We start from the raw sequence: 17,472 nt of genomic DNA on the forward strand, positions 1-17,472 counted from the left end.
ACTAGATTTATATATGAATATCTTTAGGAAAGTTCGATAATTTCACGAACTAGAGTCGCTAATTTTTCTGCACTATCAGGAACTGCGATCGCCTTGGCATTTTCAGCCATTTTCGCTAATTCTGTGGGTGATTGCAATAACTTTAACACCTGAGTTTGTAATATCTCCGTTGTTAACTCCGATTGCTGGAAAGTTAAGGCTGCACCAGCTTGAGTAAATACATCTGCATTGTAAGCTTGATGGTTTTCCGCCGCAAAGGGATAAGGAATCAAGATGGCTGGCGTACCACATACTCCTAATTCTGTCAAGCTACCAGCACCAGCGCGACTAATGGCTAAGTTGGCTCGTCTTAATAATGCCGCCATATTGTCGTAAAAGGGTAAAGATATGTATTGTGAATGCTGGAGGCTTTCTGCTTCTGGATCGCGATCGCCTGTTAAATGTACCACATAAGCACCTGTATCAAACCAAGCAGCAGCCGACTCGCGGACTAACTTATTCACCGCTACCGCACCCTGACTACCGCCAAACACTACAATTAGAGGAACACCATCAGGAATGGGTAAATCTAATGATGTATTTAGTCCTTGATCCAGGAATTGACTCCGCACGGGAGTACCGACATAAGCATTTTTACCACGAGGTAAATACTGACTAGCTTCAGCAAATCCTAAAGCCACCACACTGCACCAAGGGCCAAAAAATCGCGTGACTTTACCCGGTAAGGCGTTGGATTCATGAAAAATTACAGGTAAACCCAGGGAACGCGCCGCAATCACACTCGGTCCAGCAATATAACCGCCAGTGGTGACTAAACCTTGAAAATTACCTGCTTTGAGAATCCGTCTAACTTCCAAAATCCCGGACATCAGGCGCAGCAAGATCCGCAACGTGGAAAATCCAAATCCTTGCTGAAACCCTTCGACTGCAATAGTATTCAAAGGATACTGTGTGGGGACAAGTTGAGTTTCTAAACGATTGGGTACACCCAGCCATTGAATTTCGTAATCTGGTAATTTCTCCGCCAGAGCGATCGCCGGAAACAAGTGTCCACCAGTCCCACTAGCAGCTATTAATAATTTTATCGGTGTGTTTGCCATCAAAACTCTACCGTTTAGCGGTTAGCTTATCTAAGATAAAACAATTTCCTGACGTTCTCTAATTAAATCAGTAAACTCTTTCCAAATGACTAAAATGACTCCTTTGTTACTGAAACACCAACAGAAATTCCCTCATACTGTCTGGTTTATTTTATCTTTGCTGATACTAGGTGTAACTAGTAACTGGCAAACAGCCCAAGCCACCACACAGCCATCAGTATCTCCTGAAGTTCAAGATGCTCAGATGTCTTTAAGACAACGCCTGCGTCAATCTCGAACCACCACAGAAATAGCTCAAACCGCACCTAAACAGGTCGTTGTCCCTGGGGATTCATCTACCCAGTTAAAAAATCTTTTAACACAAATGGATACAGCCGCCAGTCAAGGGAATATTCAAGGCGTGATGCAATTATACAGCCCTAGCTTCACCAGTGGAGATGGATTAAATTTTCAATCTCTACAACAATCCTTAATGGGATTATGGGAAAGATATCCGCAGTTAAGATATAGTACACAGTTGCAAAGTTGGAAAGCCGAAGGCAACAGCATGATTGCTGAAACTGTAACTACTATAACTGGCTTACCTTCTGCTAGTAGCAATGATATGGCGCTCAATGCCACAATTACATCCCGGCAAAGAATTGAAGGAGGTAAAATTGTCCATCAAGAGATTTTATCAGAACGTAGCGTTCTCACCTCTGGGAATCAGCCACCCCAAGTTGATGTCAATTTACCGCAACAAGTTAAAGTAGGGCAGATGTATAATTTTGATGCCATTGTCCAAGAACCTCTAGGTGATGATTTCTTGTTAGGGTCTGCATTACAGGAACCAGTTGAAGCTAGTAGATACCTGAATCCCACTTCTGTAGATTTAGAATTACTCAACGCTGGTGGACTTTTTAAAGTGGGACAAGCCCCTCCTACCCCCGGTAATCATTGGATTTCTGCGGTGATTCTCCGGGGTAATGGAGTAACTATGGTGACTCAGCGTCTGCGGGTTGTCCAGTAGGATTAGCCAGAGCGGTAGGGAGCAGAGGATAATAAATTGGACTTATCTAACATCTTGCACTAAGCCCTGGCGATTAAAATATTGCTAACGCAACGCCAAGGGCGAACGCGGCTATACAAACTAAGTCCGCCTACGCGGACTCAGGAAAAAATAAGGGTTTTGAACCCACGTAGGTGGCCTTCCCTACGGGAAGACGCTTCGCGTCACGCCTGTGTAGCAGTGACTGACCGTCACCTGGTGCAAGATATGAGTTATTGTTCTTCCTTTCTCCTCCCTTCCCGTGTTATTTAGGTGTTGTTGAAGTTGAACTCCGAAGTGATGATTTCTCTAGAAAATAAAATTATTCTGATTACTGGTGCGAGTAGTGGTATTGGGACTGCTTGCGCCCAGACTTTGGCGGGTGCGGGTGCAAAATTGATTTTAGTGGCGCGACGCTGGGAACGTTTGCAAGCATTAGGGGATAAACTTAACAAGGAGTTTGGAATTGAGACTCATTTATTACAGTTAGATGTGCGCGATCGCCAGGCGGTTGCATCTACCATTTCTAGCTTACCCCCTGCTTGGTCTGATATCGATATTCTGATTAATAATGCTGGTTTGAGTCGGGGTTTAGATAAACTCCATGAAGGAGACTTGCAAGACTGGGAGGAAATGATTGATACCAATATCAAAGGGTTGCTTTACCTCACCCGTTATATCATTCCGGGAATGGTGAAACGCGATCGCGGTCATATAGTCAATTTAGGTTCCATTGCTGGACATCAAACCTATCCCGGTGGTAACGTTTATTGCGCTACTAAAGCGGCTGTTAAAGCCATTTCCGAAGGTTTAAAACAAGACTTGTTAGGAACTCCTGTTAGAGTCACATCAGTTGATCCGGGATTAGTAGAAACGGAATTTAGTAACGTCCGCTTTCATGGGGATGATAACCGCGCCGACAAAGTATATCAAGGACTTACCCCACTTACCGCCGCAGATGTCGCCGATGTGATCTTTTTCTGCGTCACGCGATCGCCCCACGTTAATATTAATCAAATCATCCTCATGCCAGTGGATCAAGCCAGCGCCACCCTAGTACATCGACAAACTAAAAATCATTAAATCATCAGCAAACTGTGTGTGCTGATACAATATTTTCCCAACAAACATTATAAGCTACTGAAACCCTTTACTTATACCCTTATGGCGGATTTATCCGCTAAATAAGCACCAGAGCGACGGGGATAACTAATTTCCTTCGCCCTGGTGATTTACTTAAATAAACAGAGAATTTTCCTAACCCTAATATCTTGAGTTACTGCTTATCTAAATTTTCACCGTATTTACTATTATTCTGTTGAGATAATTCCCGGATACTTTCTTCCGAATCCGGTGATAGACCTGATGGTAAATTGCCATAACGGACGTGTAAATCTCTCTGAGGAAAAGGAATTTTGATCTGATACTTTCTAAATAATTCCTCAATGCGGAAATACACATTGCTTTTAATTAAATATTGTCTACTAGGAGTAGAAGTCCAAACCATCAGTACAAAATTCAGCGAACTATCACCAAACCCAATAAACAAGATATTGGGTACAGGATTTGCTAAAACTCCCGCTTGACTTTCAACAGCTTCTAATAACGCTTTCTTCACCAAATTAATATCCGAACCATAGGCGACCCCAACGGGAATACGCAATCGTGAAACCGGATTCTGATAACTCCAATTAACTACCTTATCTTCCAAAAATCGGGAATTAGGTACAATAATAGAAATTTCATCCAAGGTTCTTAACAAAGTGCTGCGACCACCAATCCTTTCCACAGTTCCTTCAGTATCACCAACTTGCACAAAATCCCCTACCTGAATGGGACGTTCAAACAACAAAATCACACCACTACCAAAGTTTTTCGCAATATCTTGAAACCCAAAACCAATCCCCACCCCCAAAGCACTGGCTAAAATTGTCAGAGAACTTAAATCTAGTCCCCCCACCTGTAATAAGACAATTGATCCGACAATAATAATTGTGTATTTAGTAATAACTGCAATAGCTTCTTGAGCGCCCCTATCTATTCCTGTAAATTGTAAAATTCGACTTCTTAATATATTAGTTACAGCACCAGCTACAATCATTAACCCTAACATTAATCCTAACAAGAAAAATAGATAAATAATTGAATATTGACTTGCGCCTAAAGTGAATATGGGAGATGTCAAAGTTTGCACTAATTGATTAGCCAGACGGTAACTCCAAATTCGACTAATAGGTAATAAATTCGTAATGTACAAAATCGCGCTTACCCATAGCCAAATCCGCGCCCCCAGCAGCGTAAAATTGAATAATAAATTCAAAGCTGTAGATGAACTAGAATCTATTTCTACCTCTTCAGGGGATGGTGGTAAGCGTTTTACAACCTCCTGGCGACAACGTTTCCATAGCCATCCTAAAACCTGGTGAAAGATAAATGCAATGAACAACAGAACAATACCCAAAAGTAGAGATTTCTGAATAAATTCAGCACTGCGTTCTCTCCGAGCTTGGTTTAATACATCATCCAATTCTGTCACCCATTGTTCTGCTTGTTCTTGGAGGGTGTTATTATTAACCACATCAGCCTGAGTCACAGTCAGCAGATATTGTTGATTAATTATAATTGTGGGAGATTTATTTAGTTCCTCAATCTCTACTTCTACTGGTTTCTGAGATAAAACTATTTGACGTAAACGCAAGTTAATCAATTCGGCTCGCTCTTGGGCTGAAAATTGTTCAGTTTTACCCACTTCAAATACCGTACGACCGTCAATACTCACAGATGCTGTCTCTGTTGCTAAAACAGGCGCAATTATCAAAAGTAGGGTGAGAAGAAATGGGATGATAATTTTGATTATCCATAAATCAATGAAATTGGATAATTGTCTATAGCGTTTCCTAATCATAGAATTTATTCCCTAATTACAGATGTTTCAGTAAATATCGCTAATGATAAAAATCAACTCATTATGTAACTGCAAGCCATATTTATAGCACTTTTTCCTGATTTGTTGGTGTATTTTGCAGTTAATTGGCGGATAAGCTGACTTATTTACAACATCCTCGATTTTAAGTCGATTAACATCATTTTATATTTAGGACTTACGCACAAGTTACGGAATAATGAAGGAACCACAGAGACGCAGAGAACACAGAGGAATCAGAGTTTGAAGGTTTTTTGCGTAAGTCTGATATTTCTTTAGTTGAGCTACTTAACAGAGGTTGAGGGATACGCTAACATATACCTTAGTGTAAGTAAACCAGCATGAATAATTCCAGGTTGCTAGTAAGGACTAATCTCTATATTTTTGCATTGCTTGACATAGTTAAGTTTATTCTCGCTAACTTACTTAGCATCTCTAGAATTAGTATTCAGGAACAACTAGCGATCGCACTTGATATATGAATGATATCATGCAGAAATGTTTACTGCCGCCCACTCAACTTTAACTAATACTTAAATGTTTAATAATTGGAAAATTAGAACTAAGATAGCAGCAGTTTTTTCTTTGAGTTTAGCAATTTTAATCACTATTGGCTTGATATCCTATTACAGCACCAATCAACTTATAGCAGCTTCTTTAAAAGAAAAACATACCTATGAAGTTTTAAGTCAATTAGAGGAACTGGAAACGCAAATTATATACGCAGAAACTGGCCAACGGGGCTATGTTATTACGGGAGAACAGCGCTATCTGGAACCTTTGATTAATGCTGAGAAAGCCCTGGAAAAATCTTTGAACCAATTGGATTTATTAATAGTTGATAATCTGGAACAACAGGTCCGATTGGATAAGTTACCCCCACTGATTAACCGAAAAATAGCTATGATGAAAAATTTCATCGATATCCGAGACAATCAAAGCTGGGAATTGGTTCAAAAGGCTATACTCACCGATCAGGGTAAGGATTTAATGGACGAAATCCAAACCATTATTGAGGAAATGGAAAATACAGAGAATTTACTGCTACAAGATCGTTGTCGGAAAGCAGAATTAGCGGGGAAAAGAACTATTAATAGTATCACTTATAGTATTCCCCTAGTTTCTGTAATTCTAACTTTAATTGGATGGTTATTAACAAGGCATATATCAGTACCATTAACACAACTTTCTCAAACTGCGGAAAATATTGCTGAGGGGAATTTATCTATAAGTTTACCCAAGAGCGATCGCCTCGATGAAATTGGTGTTTTGACCCGAACTTTCAATCAAATGATTGTAAATTTGCAAAATATTACCCAAAAAAACAATGAGCAAAATTGGTTCAATTCTAATTTAGCTAATTTCACCCAAATGCTGCAAGGTCAGAGCAGTTTAGCAAATGTCTCTCGGATGATTTTATCAAATCTCACACCATTAGTTAAAGCTCAACAAGGGGTGTTTTATTTAATGACTGAGGTAGAAAATCAACCAGTTTTAAAGCTATTAAGTAGTTATGCTCACCAAGAACGTAAGCATTTAGCTAATCAATTTTATTTAGGTGAGGGTTTAGTTGGACAATGTGCGTTAGAAAAACAAAGCATTCTTTTAACTGAAGTCCCACAGGACTATACCCAGATTTCGTCTGGCCTTGGTGCAACTTTACCATTAAATATTATAGTATTACCTGTTTTATTTGAATCTGATGTGATCGCTGTCATTGAACTAGCTACTTTGCACAAATTTAGTAATATGCATTTAAAGTTTTTAGAACAACTAAGCGAAATCATTGGTATATTTATTAATAATATTGCTGCTAACACCCAAACCCAAGATTTACTTCAGGAGTCTCAAAATTTAACTCACAAATTACAACTCCAGCAAGAAGAACTTAAACAAACAAATCACAGTTTAGAACAGCAAACACAAGAACTAGAAAAATCTCAATTACTTCTGAAGGAACAACAGGAAGAGTTGAAGCAATCTAATGAAGAATTACAACAGCTAAATGAGGAACTAGAAGAAAAAGCCGAATTATTAGAGGTGCAAAATAGAGCAGTTGCTCGTAAAAATGATGAGGTTGAACAAGCCAGAAAGTCTCTAGAGGAAAAAGCCGAACAGTTAGCATTATCTTCTAAATACAAATCCGAATTTCTGGCTAATATGTCCCATGAATTACGAACACCATTGAATAGTTTATTAATTTTAGCTAGATTATTGGCAGATAATCCTGAAGGTCAGTTAACAGAAAAACAAGTAGAATATAGCCAGACTATTTATGCTGCGGGAACGGATTTACTGGAATTAATTAATGATATTTTAGATTTAGCTAAAATTGAATCGGGTAATTTTTCTATAGATATTGAAAAAATTCATTTGAGAGATTTACAAACATCTATTAATAGAAGTTTTGTCCAATTTGCTGAGGATAAAGGCATTAGTTTTACAGTTGATTTAGCTGATGATTTACCAGAGGTAATTTATCACGATCCTAAGCGTTTACAACAAATCTTGAAAAATCTCCTGGCTAATGCTTTTAAGTTTACAGCAAGGGGGAGTATTAATTTAGCAATTAATCTGAGTGATCGTGGGAATAATAGCCACAATCCCATGATTACTTTTGCTGTCAGTGATACGGGTATTGGTATCCCATTAGAAAAACAGAAAATTATTTTTGAAGCATTTCAGCAAGCTGACGGGACAACTAGCCGTAATTATGGGGGAACAGGTTTAGGTTTGTCAATCAGTCGTGAACTAGCTAAATTATTGGGGGGAAGAATTGAATTACAAAGTCAAGTAGGAGAGGGAAGCACTTTTATTCTCTATTTACCACTAAATTATCCAAGCAATCAGCAACCAGTAATTTCTCAACCGATTGTTAAGGAAAAAATATTATCTTCATCAGCAAAACTTTTAACTACTCAGCCGGAGACGATTATAGATGATCGCCAAAAAATTAAACCAGGCGATCGCGTATTATTAATTGTGGAAGATGATAATAAATTTGCGCGTATATTCTTGGAAATAGCACGTCAACAAGGTTTTAAGGTAATTGTTGCTGTCCAGAGTAAGCTGGGTTTGGCTTTAGCACAACAATTCAAACCCGATGCGATTACTTTAGATATTCAAATGCCGGATATGGACGGTTGGACTATGTTAGACTGTCTCAAACGTAATCCAGAAACTAGACATATTCCTGTACACATTATTTCTGTGGATGATAGAAAGCAAAAGGGTTTACAGTTAGGCGCAATTACTTATCTGCAAAAACCCATATCTCCAGAAAATTTAAATCAATCATTAACTGAGATTAAGGGTTTTATAGAACGGACAGTGAAAAATCTGTTAATCATTGAAGATGACCCAGTGCAAGCACAAAGTATTATAGAATTGATTGGTAACGGTGATGTTCATAGTACAGCAGTGAATACTGGAGCCGCAGCTCTGAAGATTTTGCAATCACAGCGCTTTGATTGTATGGTGCTAGATTTGGGTTTACCAGATATGAGCGGTTTGGAACTAATTGCTAAAATTAAGCAGGAATCAAGTCTGTTAAATCTACCAATTATTGTTTACACAGGTAAGGAATTAACTCGCAAAGAAGATACACAACTACAACGATTGGCGAAAACGATTATTATTAAAAATGTGCGATCGCCTGAGCGCTTACTTGATGAAACTGCTTTATTTTTACATCGAGTTCAGGCAGATTTACCCCAACAAAAACGCCAGATGTTAGAGCAACTGCACCAAACAGATCCTGTACTAGCTGGGCGCAAAATCTTAATTATAGATGATGACTTACGCAATATTTTTGCTATCACCAGCTTTTTAGAAAGCTATCAAATGGAAGTATTATTTGCCGAAAATGGTAGAGATGGTATAGAAATTTTGCAAGAGAATCCTGATATTAATGTGGTTTTAATTGATATTATGATGCCAGGAATTGATGGTTATGAAACCACCATAGCTATTCGCCAACAACAACAATTCCGTTCATTACCAATTATTGCATTAACAGCTAAAGCTATGCCAGGCGATCGCCAAAAGTGTATTGAGTCAGGAGCCTCTGATTATATCACAAAACCTGTGGATACAGAGCAACTAATTTCATTACTGCGGGTTTGGCTATATCAGTAATCTTATATGAATCTACCTAAACCCAGCTTAGAAGATATCGAAATTAAATTACTCTTGGAAGGAATATATCAATACTATGGTTATGACTACCGCAATTATGCTTTATCTTCCCTCAAACGCCGGATTCATTACTTTATGCGCTCGGAGAATTTAAATAATATTTCGGCATTACAAGAACGATTATTCCATGAGCAGACTTCCATAACTAGATTTGTCCTGAGTGTCACTGTTAATGTCACATCAATGTTTCGTGACCCTAGCTTTTATTTAGCTTTTAGAACTCAAGTGATCCCATTGTTACGCACCTATCCCTTTATTCGGATTTGGCACGCCGGATGTTCCACAGGGGAAGAAGTTTATTCAATGGCAATTTTGTTACAAGAAGAAGAACTTTATCACCGTTGTCGAATATATGCTACCGATACCAATGAACAGGTATTACAAACTGCTAAAAGTGGAATTTTTCCCTTGAAAAAAATGCAGGAATATACTCAACTTTACCTGCAAACAGGCGGTAAGCGGTGTTTTTCAGAATATTATACCGCAGCTTATGACAGTGCGGTATTTCGGACATCTCTGAGAGATAATGTCATTTTTGCCCAGCATAATTTGGCTACTGATAGTTCTTTTAATGAATTTAATGTCATCCTCTGTCGCAATGTTTTAATTTATTTTAATAAAATATTGCAAAAGCAAGTACATCAATTACTTTATAACAGTCTTTGTACCTTTGGAATTTTGGGCTTAGGTCGCCAAGAATCCCTCAAATTTACTTCCTATGAGCAATACTATCAGGAGATAATTAGAGGACAGAAACTTTACAGGAGGCTGAATTAGTGTCTTTTGAATTTATAGTTATTGGGACTTCATTAGGAGGATTATCGGCGCTGCAAATACTTTTAAGTAATTTACCAGCTAACTTTATTGTCCCAATTGCTATTGTGCAGCACCGACATAAAAACTCAAACGGTAACTTGCAGGGATTATTACAAGCAAAATCGGTGTTACCAATTCAAGAAGTTGAAGATAAAGATGAAATACTACCGGGAAAAGTCTATTTAGCTCCGCCAGACTATCATTTACTAGTGGAAAGGGGTTATTTTGCTCTGTCTACAGATGAACCGGTTTCTTATGCTCGACCATCTATTGATGTCCTCTTTGAATCAGTAGCTGATATATACGCTGAACAAGTAATTGGTGTTATATTAACAGGGGCAAATCAAGATGGTACAGAAGGGTTAAAAAAAGTTAAAGCACGAGGAGGAATGACTATTGTTCAGGAACCAGCCACCGCCGAAAGCGAAATTATGCCAGCAGCAGCTATTTCTGGTGTCAAGGTAGATCGAATTTTGCCGTTAGTAGAAATTGCTCAGTTATTAGTTAAACTTTGTCAATGAAAAAGTGTGTTGTAGAAAGGTAATCCAGAATTACTCATCTCGTGAAAAAAATTTTAATCCAGCATTTAACTATATCAACTCATGCAGCCTGATTCTCAAGTAAATATCCTGTTGGTGGATGATAAGCTAGAAAATTTACTGGCACTAGAGGCAATTTTGGCCAGATTAGGACAAAACCTAGTTAAAGCCACTTCTGGAGAAGAAGCTTTAAGGTGTCTGTTACATCAGGATTTTGCCGTCATTTTACTAGATGTACAAATGCCAGGAATTGATGGTTTTGAAACTGCTACCCTGATTCGCTCTCGCGGGCGATCGCGTCAGACTCCGATTATCTTTTTAACAGCTTTTAGTACCAGCGATCAAATGCTATTTAAAGGTTATGCGACTGGCGCTGTGGATTATCTGCTTAAACCCCTAGATACAGATATATTGCTCTCTAAAGTCACAGTATTTGTGGAACTTTTTCAAAAAACACAAGCCATTGAGCAACAAGCAGCACAACTGGCAGCCATTAATACTGAATTAAGTCAAAGTGAAGAAAGGTTCCGTTCTCTGAGTGCTTGTTCACCTATTGGGATTTTTGAAACTGATCCTCAAGGAATTTATAAGTATACTAATCCTTGCTATCAAGAAATTTGTAGCTGTGATTTAGCCGAGAGTTTAGAAAAATCATGGCTGGAATGTGTGCATCCAAAAAACCGAGAACAGGCGATCGCTACTTGGTCAAAGTATATTAGCGAAGGTGACGAATATTCCGCAGAATTTCAGTTTTATAAATCTGATGGTAGTCAACCTTGGGTGCAAGTTCGCTCTTCACCAATGTTTTCTAGTCAAGGTAAATTACTAGGTTATGTTGGCACTCTCGAAGATATTACCCAAAGAAAGCAAGCTGAAGCTGTGCGCGCTGAAATCATTCGTGAACAAACAGCTAGACATGAAGCAGAAGCAACCAACCGCATGAAAGATGAGTTTTTGGCTGTACTTTCCCATGAACTCCGCACACCCTTAACTTCTATGTTGGGTTGGTCAAAAATTCTCCGCACGAAAAAACTGGATGAAACAGCCACTGCACGCGCCTTAGATGCCATTGAACGTAATGCCATATCTCAAATGAAACTGATTGAAGATATCCTAGACGTATCCCGGATTATTCGGGGTGAATTACGCTTGCATTTAACTGTAGTGAATTTAATTTCAGTGATTGAGGCGGCTATAGAATCGGTGCAACCCTTAGCAGAAAGTAAACAGATTCAATTATATCCCATTCTAGATCCTGCGATTAATTCCGTTTGTGGAGATCCGGCTCGGTTACAGCAAATTGTCTGGAATTTACTCACTAATGCTATTAAGTTTACTCCTGAAGGTGGTCAGGTAGAAATCCATGCCAATACTATTACATCAGATGTGGAAGGTGAGTTATTTCCTGGTGGAGAAGTAAAACTTTCTTCTAATTCTGCGCCTCTGCGTTTTTCCAAATCTTCTTATGCTCAAATTCAAGTAATTGATACAGGTATTGGCATTAATTCAGAATTTTTACCTAAAGTTTTTGAACGTTTTCGCCAGGCTGATAGCACTACCACGCGATCGCATGGCGGATTAGGTTTAGGATTAGCTATTGTGCGTCATCTTGTAGAACTACACGGGGGCTTAATTTTTGCCACTAGTTTAGGGGTAGGAAAAGGCGCAACTTTTACTGTAAAAATTCCCTTGATGCAAGACCATAGCAATATTCAAAACCTTCCAAAAATATTACCAAAAAAAGGTTTTTAGTCAAAATCAAAGTCCTGAATCGAGGACTAAAGAGCAATATTACATTAGTTCACATAATTGGCTTGATTTTTGCCAACTTACTTATCTAGCTAATAAGTATTAAATATTCACTGATATTGTATCAGTCACTTTTTTTATAACAATTTTATCGTTGCATTATCTGTTTAAATGCCATATATTTTGGTTATTCGATCAAATCGAATAACTGAATTAAATTAGGAGGCAATTATGTCATCCGTTACCAATGTTACAGAGGCCACATTTAAAAAAGAAGTCCTAGAAAGTGAAATTCCCGTATTAGTAGATTTTTGGGCTCCGTGGTGTGGCCCCTGTCGGATGGTGACTCCAGTGGTAGATGAAGTGGCTGGGGAATACGCAGGTCAATTAAAAGTAGTAAAATTAAACACAGATCAAAACCCTACTGTTGCCAGTCATTATGGCATCCGCAGCATCCCCACACTCATGATTTTTAAGGATGGAAGACAAGTTGATATAGTCGTAGGCGCAGTGTTAAAAACTACTTTAGCTGAAACTTTAGGGCAGCACATTCAAAAGTAGGGAGTAGGGATTGGGGAGTAGGGAGTGGGAAACAATTTTATTGAGTTGTAAGCGCAAAGCAAAGGCTACGCCAACAGAAATCAAATAGGATTCCTAGAGTGGGATATCTGTGTAAATCTTAATCCCATATAAGCCAGGATGGCTGTGAATTTGTTCTGTAATTTTGTCCTGTGCTAACTCAGGCGACAAAACACGCTACCTCATGAAAAGTGATTTATTGCCAAGTGAAACGAAATGTCAACTTTAGTAAATTAAGACTTGCAGAGTAGAAAATTAATGATAACTTAAATATTAGGACGCAACTATAAAAAAACTAACCCCAATGGGTAAATGACTCTGCGTTCCTCTGTCATCAACCCAAGCACATATCAGCAGATCAATAGTTAGTGGTAAAAAACCAGTTTTTTTGGTCAAAGCCAAATCCTGAAGCGGAAACAGTGGGATTGCTGATGTTGTGAGATGCTCTGTAAACCCTAGTTTTTGATTTTTTCAACAATTGCAAAACTGTGAACCTAGAGAAACCTGGTCAACCCGTACCAGGTTTTTCGCTGTTTGATGGCGGTTTTAAACAATTGAAAATACCCAATCGCGGAAAAGCTGGTTTACTTGTTCTGGAACTTCATCATGTGGACAATGACCAGCACGCAAAAAATGTTCTGTTAGTTCAGGATAGTATTGACGAAACTTTTGGGAACGTTCTCTAGCATTTATCCAAGGATCAGCTTCTCCCCACAAGATTAATAAAGAACAAGTTAACTGTTTTAATAAAACATCCACTTTTTCTCCTTGGGGAGTGCTAAAGACGGAAATAAATACATCTATTGCTCCAGGATCATCAGCAGGACGAGCAATTTCATCTATTAATTGTCCTGTGATTGCAGTTTTATCAAGATAAACTTTTTCTAGGGTTTGGCGAATTACCCACCGTTGGCGGATATATTGAATCCCCAATTGCAAGTAAAAAAAAAGAGGTGCGATCGCACCTCCCAAAAGAGTCTGACACTTTAAAATTTTAGATCAAGCGCGGTAAGGATAATCACGCCCAAAAACTTGGGATTGCAATTCCTTCTGAGACTGAGATAATTCTGCAATTACATTTCTCAGATTTTCAATATCTCGCTCTAGGATTGCCCGTTTTCCTAATTCATTGGCTATCGATAAATCTAGCCTAGATGAATTAGTTGCAATCAAGTGTTTAAGCGAACTCTCTACACTGGCTAATTTATAGAGGCTTGCGACCGCGTAGAAAATTAGAATCGCAATCTCAAAGAAATTTTTGACATCCCATCCGCTCATACAATCTGTCCTAGTTGAGTTTCAATCACGGACAACCGAGACTTAATTTGCTCCAAAGATTGGAGCGCTTGATCAGGGTCGTCCCCGTCGTACCACCACGCCTCGATGTTCATACGCTCATGCCAACGCGGAATATTCAATTGAATGGTAAAAGGCAATACCCCATAATCGGGGAATCGAATTAGGGTCAGTCCGCCCAGTGGACATCGGTGATTAGATGCCACCGGAAAACTGCGAAAAATTGATGTTGAGGAAGGACTAGCATCAAGCAGTTGGGATACATACCCACCCAGCCACCAATTAGGTTTTGCTTTGGGATTTGAAAATCCCACCATCATTAGATGTGATCTAGCTGGTAAAAGCTGTTTAGGTATGGGCTGAATTTCTCCCCGTACTTTTTTAGCGAAAAGCGATCGCCTAATTGTTAAATTCCAAGAAAGGCGATCAGCTACGCCCGTCACTACTTACTTTCTCCCCACTGTATCCGGTGTCCGTTACGAGTCCGTAAACCAATGATGTTTGGAAAGTTCGACTGAAAATAAGTCACAGCATCAGTAATATTGCAACCACTGCCCAAAGGTAGTGACACGGTTTTATAAGTTCCCGTGCTACCTTTTATGGCTTGCGGTTTTGCAAAAATTAGAGTTACTGACTCGCCTCGGTAGCTTCCAACCTTTTTAACACGGGTAAAAGTAGCAGTGCCTGATGCAGTTTTCATACTAACTTTACCCGTTGGAATTTTATCAACAGGCTTCAACTTTAGTAAATCAGCTACACCTTGCTTTATTAAGGCTAGTTGTGAAAGTCCCCCTGATTTATTGGTAGGGGCAACTGTTCTGCCAAAGGGTAACTTAACCAAGACCCTTCCCCCTTTAGTAGGGCCTCTTTTTCTCGTTGCCATAATTTAATGCCTTATAAGTATTCAACGCCGGTAGCTACAAATTCACCTTGAGGGTTCAGTTCAAAGGTGATAGGAATGGTGGCAGAAATAGTTGCAGTTTGAGCATCAGTGTCAAAAGATACTGATACGTTGTCTGGTCTTGTGTCTTCTGGTAGTGCTAATTCATCTTTTTGAAGTAGTAAAGCTACTTCAAGCAATCCGGCTGGTTTGTTATTGGATTTAATAAGACCTGCGGGTAATGGAGAAGACATAATTTTTCCTCAAAGTTGTATTGACTCAACATAGCTCAAAACACTTGCACTGCAAGGCTTTTAAACGCTTATCGTCTCCGCGCGCCTATAGCCCCGCAGATGTTCTGGGTTATTTAAAATAAACCCGCCATGTCATGGGTGCTTCTTGACCCTTGTTGAAAAAATCGCCTCTAATAGGGTTCATTCTCTGTTTTCGCACGTCAGTTTTAGCTGGAAGGACAAAGGCGTTTTTATTGTTAATGAATTTAGGGTTTACAAAATTTAATAAATAGTTAATTACAGACCGTCCTTCCTTCTCTGAGGAAGCATTGACAACGATTTTTGAACGGTCTGATAAATTAAAAACAACCGGAACGTTACCCTTCTCATAAGGGGGAGGATTAATATTTTTCCTCCCATTAAAGTGCGGAACTGTAATGGTGTAGTTCCCGCTTTTACTTCGGCGGTTAGCGGAACGATAAATAATTTTAAGCTGAGGAATATTCCTACCATGTTGAATCAGCCATGATTCCGGCTCTGCAAGAATCGGCTCATCCTTGGCAAGAACAAACCTAAAATGAACTTGCTTGTTTAATACATCTAACTGAGAATCTTTAGGATAAATCAGCATAGAATTTCTTAGAGCTTCCCGTCCCCTGGTGGCTCCAAGAGTGATGCTATTTCCACCCTTCGGATTAAAGAATTTCCTCACATCACGATTGTGATTAATCGTGATGACCTTACGGGTAAATTGCCATGCTTTAGTGTTAAGTTGTCGGGTCATTCAGCCCTCTCTAAGTCTTTTTCGGTGATTGTTCCAAAGTTTGTTTCTCGGTCGGTTTTTTCTTCCGCCTTCTTCTCAGTTTCCACACCTTTTTTGACTGCATCTTTAAATTCTTTCTGCTCAGTTTTAAGTTCTCGAATATCATCTCTGATTGAGCGAACGTCAGAAGTGACAGACTCAATATCACTTGCGGCTTCAGTTAAATTGGTTAGCCCATCCACCGCTCTTTGGAACTTGGAAGCTCCTACAGTTCGGCTCATTGGGGCGTAGGAATCCTCTTGAACCGCTCCATCCCTCCTGAGCGCGTTACCTATGTCAGCTACATTTACATTGGTGACTTGGGCAATATTGCTAACACTGTCAACAATACTTCTTACCCTAGAAATAACGTTAGCCCCAGCCTGATAAACTCTATTAGCTTTCTTCCAGGTCAAGGTCAATTGGTTATAATTCTGTACTCCAATTACCGACCGTAAAAAGTTAGCGAGAGAGGTTTTAATTAATTCCGCCGCGTCATACTCTTCCCCGTCAGCATCCTTCAAACCAATAAGAGAAAAGACATTTGTAACGGTACTTAGTAATGTTGTGCTAAGTGCATTACTTAACATAGCGGCGTTATGAATTGTTGCAGCCATTGTTATAAAGTTGGTTACACGTTCGCCTCTGAGGAATTTGGTGATACGTCCAATGTTGCCACTTATCCCACCTGCTACTTGAGCGCCTAGTTTAGTGTTGATTGTCTTCAGAAGTTCTAACTGTGCAGCATTTGCGGCGGCGTTTAATCTATTAATTAAATTAGTATTCCTGTTGGAATTATCACGAATATCATTACCAACGTTATTCGCAAGTCGGTTTGTACACCCACCGGGCTGGGTTGTCCGGCAAATACCAGTAGCAGCTGCGTTAGATGCTTGAGTGAAATTAAGGGGAATTGGTCTGGCTACCAGTGCGGGAATAAATCTTGCTTTCTCGGCTGTTTCTCTGATTAGTCGTTTTGTTGTTGCGTCCACATCACCGTCCTTCCCGTCTTTACCATCACGTCCAGGTCTTCCCGGAATGCCTTGTAGTCCTGGGATACCACGCTCGCCTGATCTACCTTGTTGCCCCGGTATTCCTTGGGGACCAACGAAGCCCCGCCCTGGCGTACCTTGTTTACCAGGAGTACCTTGTTTACCAGGAGTGCCTTGTTTACCAGGAGTGCCTTGTTTACCAGGAGTACCTTGTTTACCAGGAGTACCTTGTTTACCAGGAGTGCCTTGTTTACCAGGAGTGCCTTGTTTACCAGGAGTGCCTTGTCTTCCAGGGATGCCTTGTGGACCAATAAAACCCCGTTCACCGGGTTTACCTTG

15 protein-coding genes and 2 pseudogenes are annotated in these 17,472 nt (G+C 39.5%); 8 read left to right on the top strand and 9 right to left on the bottom strand.

Annotated features, from left to right (window positions below; translation table 11 throughout):
* Nucleotides 1-23 precede the first annotated feature (23 nt).
* On the bottom strand, nt 24-1,100 hold the full coding sequence (gene murG / locus ACM0OP_RS14385; RefSeq protein ID WP_414529104.1) for an undecaprenyldiphospho-muramoylpentapeptide beta-N-acetylglucosaminyltransferase: 1,077 nt from the start codon (nt 1,098-1,100) through the stop codon (nt 24-26).
* Nucleotides 1,101-1,185: 85 nt separating this feature from the next.
* Here murG and ACM0OP_RS14390 point away from each other — a divergent pair, with 85 nt between their 5' ends.
* Together ACM0OP_RS14390 and ACM0OP_RS14395 are read left to right on the top strand one after the other, a co-directional pair.
* Nucleotides 1,186-2,109, top strand: a complete 924-nt coding sequence (locus ACM0OP_RS14390; protein WP_414529105.1) for a nuclear transport factor 2 family protein — start codon at nt 1,186-1,188, stop codon at nt 2,107-2,109.
* A gap of 318 nt (nt 2,110-2,427) precedes the next feature.
* Nucleotides 2,428-3,210 (top strand): SDR family oxidoreductase, encoded by a 783-nt coding sequence (locus tag ACM0OP_RS14395; protein WP_414529119.1) that lies wholly within the window; start codon nt 2,428-2,430, stop codon nt 3,208-3,210.
* A 193-nt stretch (nt 3,211-3,403) separates the two neighbouring features.
* Here ACM0OP_RS14395 and ACM0OP_RS14400 read toward each other — a convergent pair whose 3' ends face one another.
* Nucleotides 3,404-5,032, bottom strand: coding sequence for a mechanosensitive ion channel family protein (locus ACM0OP_RS14400; RefSeq protein ID WP_414529106.1), 1,629 nt, complete (start codon nt 5,030-5,032; stop codon nt 3,404-3,406).
* Nucleotides 5,033-5,391: 359 nt separating this feature from the next.
* On the opposite strand from ACM0OP_RS14400, the gene ACM0OP_RS14405 reads away from it, so the two are divergent.
* The 6 genes from ACM0OP_RS14405 to trxA all read left to right on the top strand — a co-directional run bounded on the left by ACM0OP_RS14405 (nt 5,392) and on the right by trxA (nt 12,912).
* Nucleotides 5,392-5,532, top strand: coding sequence for a hypothetical protein (locus ACM0OP_RS14405; RefSeq protein ID WP_414529107.1), 141 nt, complete (start codon nt 5,392-5,394; stop codon nt 5,530-5,532).
* Between the two features lie 55 nt (nt 5,533-5,587).
* On the top strand, nt 5,588-9,187 hold the full coding sequence (locus tag ACM0OP_RS14410; protein WP_414529108.1) for a response regulator: 3,600 nt from the start codon (nt 5,588-5,590) through the stop codon (nt 9,185-9,187).
* A 6-nt stretch (nt 9,188-9,193) separates the two neighbouring features.
* Nucleotides 9,194-10,024: a CheR family methyltransferase gene (locus ACM0OP_RS14415; protein ID WP_414529109.1), complete on the top strand. Its 831-nt coding sequence runs from the start codon at nt 9,194-9,196 to the stop codon at nt 10,022-10,024.
* Nucleotides 10,024-10,584 (top strand): chemotaxis protein CheB, encoded by a 561-nt coding sequence (locus ACM0OP_RS14420; protein ID WP_414529110.1) that lies wholly within the window; start codon nt 10,024-10,026, stop codon nt 10,582-10,584. Before ACM0OP_RS14415 ends, ACM0OP_RS14420 begins: the two co-directional genes overlap by 1 nt.
* Before the next feature lie 81 nt (nt 10,585-10,665).
* Entirely contained in the window at nt 10,666-12,354 is a 1,689-nt protein-coding gene (locus ACM0OP_RS14425; RefSeq protein ID WP_414529111.1) for a sensor histidine kinase, read from the top strand.
* Between the two features lie 228 nt (nt 12,355-12,582).
* Complete coding sequence (gene trxA / locus ACM0OP_RS14430; RefSeq protein ID WP_414529112.1) at nt 12,583-12,912, top strand: thioredoxin; 330 nt, start codon at nt 12,583-12,585, stop codon at nt 12,910-12,912.
* A gap of 564 nt (nt 12,913-13,476) precedes the next feature.
* On the opposite strand, the pseudogene ACM0OP_RS14435 reads toward trxA, so the two are convergent.
* The 7 genes and pseudogenes from ACM0OP_RS14435 to ACM0OP_RS14465 form a co-directional block, all read right to left on the bottom strand.
* Nucleotides 13,477-13,863 (bottom strand): annotated as a pseudogene (locus ACM0OP_RS14435) (alpha/beta fold hydrolase); the annotation flags it as partial.
* Nucleotides 13,864-13,929: 66 nt separating this feature from the next.
* Complete coding sequence (locus tag ACM0OP_RS14440; protein WP_414529113.1) at nt 13,930-14,103, bottom strand: hypothetical protein; 174 nt, start codon at nt 14,101-14,103, stop codon at nt 13,930-13,932.
* 101 nt (nt 14,104-14,204) lie between these two features.
* The gene (locus tag ACM0OP_RS14445; RefSeq protein WP_414529115.1) at nt 14,205-14,669 is read right to left on the bottom strand and encodes a hypothetical protein; all 465 of its coding nucleotides are present in this window, start codon (nt 14,667-14,669) and stop codon (nt 14,205-14,207) included.
* Nucleotides 14,669-15,067: a hypothetical protein gene (locus ACM0OP_RS14450; RefSeq protein ID WP_414529116.1), complete on the bottom strand. Its 399-nt coding sequence runs from the start codon at nt 15,065-15,067 to the stop codon at nt 14,669-14,671. Before ACM0OP_RS14450 ends, ACM0OP_RS14445 begins: the two co-directional genes overlap by 1 nt.
* Before the next feature lie 53 nt (nt 15,068-15,120).
* A complete protein-coding gene (locus ACM0OP_RS14455) occupies nt 15,121-15,360 on the bottom strand; it encodes a hypothetical protein (RefSeq protein ID WP_414529117.1) in 240 nt (79 codons plus the stop codon).
* Nucleotides 15,361-15,469: 109 nt separating this feature from the next.
* Nucleotides 15,470-16,123, bottom strand: a complete 654-nt coding sequence (locus ACM0OP_RS14460) for a hypothetical protein (RefSeq protein WP_414529118.1) — start codon at nt 16,121-16,123, stop codon at nt 15,470-15,472.
* Nucleotides 16,120-17,472: pseudogene (locus ACM0OP_RS14465) on the bottom strand (hypothetical protein); the annotation flags it as partial. The pseudogene ACM0OP_RS14465 and the gene ACM0OP_RS14460, both read right to left, overlap by 4 nt.

The sequence above is a fragment of the Nodularia chucula CCY0103 genome (genome assembly GCF_963923915.1).
GTDB classification, from domain to species: Bacteria; Cyanobacteriota; Cyanobacteriia; order Cyanobacteriales; family Nostocaceae; genus Nodularia; species Nodularia chucula.

Excerpts from the sequence above, each read along its gene's own strand:
- ACM0OP_RS14415 (WP_414529109.1), top strand. The coding sequence starts at position 9,194 with ATGAATCTACCTAAACCCAGCTTAGAAGATATCGAAATTAAATTACTC.
- ACM0OP_RS14460 (WP_414529118.1), bottom strand. The coding sequence starts at position 16,123 with ATGACCCGACAACTTAACACTAAAGCATGGCAATTTACCCGTAAGGTC.
- ACM0OP_RS14410 (WP_414529108.1), top strand. The coding sequence starts at position 5,588 with ATGTTTAATAATTGGAAAATTAGAACTAAGATAGCAGCAGTTTTTTCT.
- ACM0OP_RS14395 (WP_414529119.1), top strand. The coding sequence starts at position 2,428 with ATGATTTCTCTAGAAAATAAAATTATTCTGATTACTGGTGCGAGTAGT.
- ACM0OP_RS14405 (WP_414529107.1), top strand. The coding sequence starts at position 5,392 with ATGAATAATTCCAGGTTGCTAGTAAGGACTAATCTCTATATTTTTGCA.
- ACM0OP_RS14425 (WP_414529111.1), top strand. The coding sequence starts at position 10,666 with ATGCAGCCTGATTCTCAAGTAAATATCCTGTTGGTGGATGATAAGCTA.
- ACM0OP_RS14400 (WP_414529106.1), bottom strand. The coding sequence starts at position 5,032 with ATGATTAGGAAACGCTATAGACAATTATCCAATTTCATTGATTTATGG.
- trxA (WP_414529112.1), top strand. The coding sequence starts at position 12,583 with ATGTCATCCGTTACCAATGTTACAGAGGCCACATTTAAAAAAGAAGTC.
- ACM0OP_RS14390 (WP_414529105.1), top strand. The coding sequence starts at position 1,186 with ATGACTAAAATGACTCCTTTGTTACTGAAACACCAACAGAAATTCCCT.
- murG (WP_414529104.1), bottom strand. The coding sequence starts at position 1,100 with ATGGCAAACACACCGATAAAATTATTAATAGCTGCTAGTGGGACTGGT.
- ACM0OP_RS14455 (WP_414529117.1), bottom strand. The coding sequence starts at position 15,360 with ATGTCTTCTCCATTACCCGCAGGTCTTATTAAATCCAATAACAAACCA.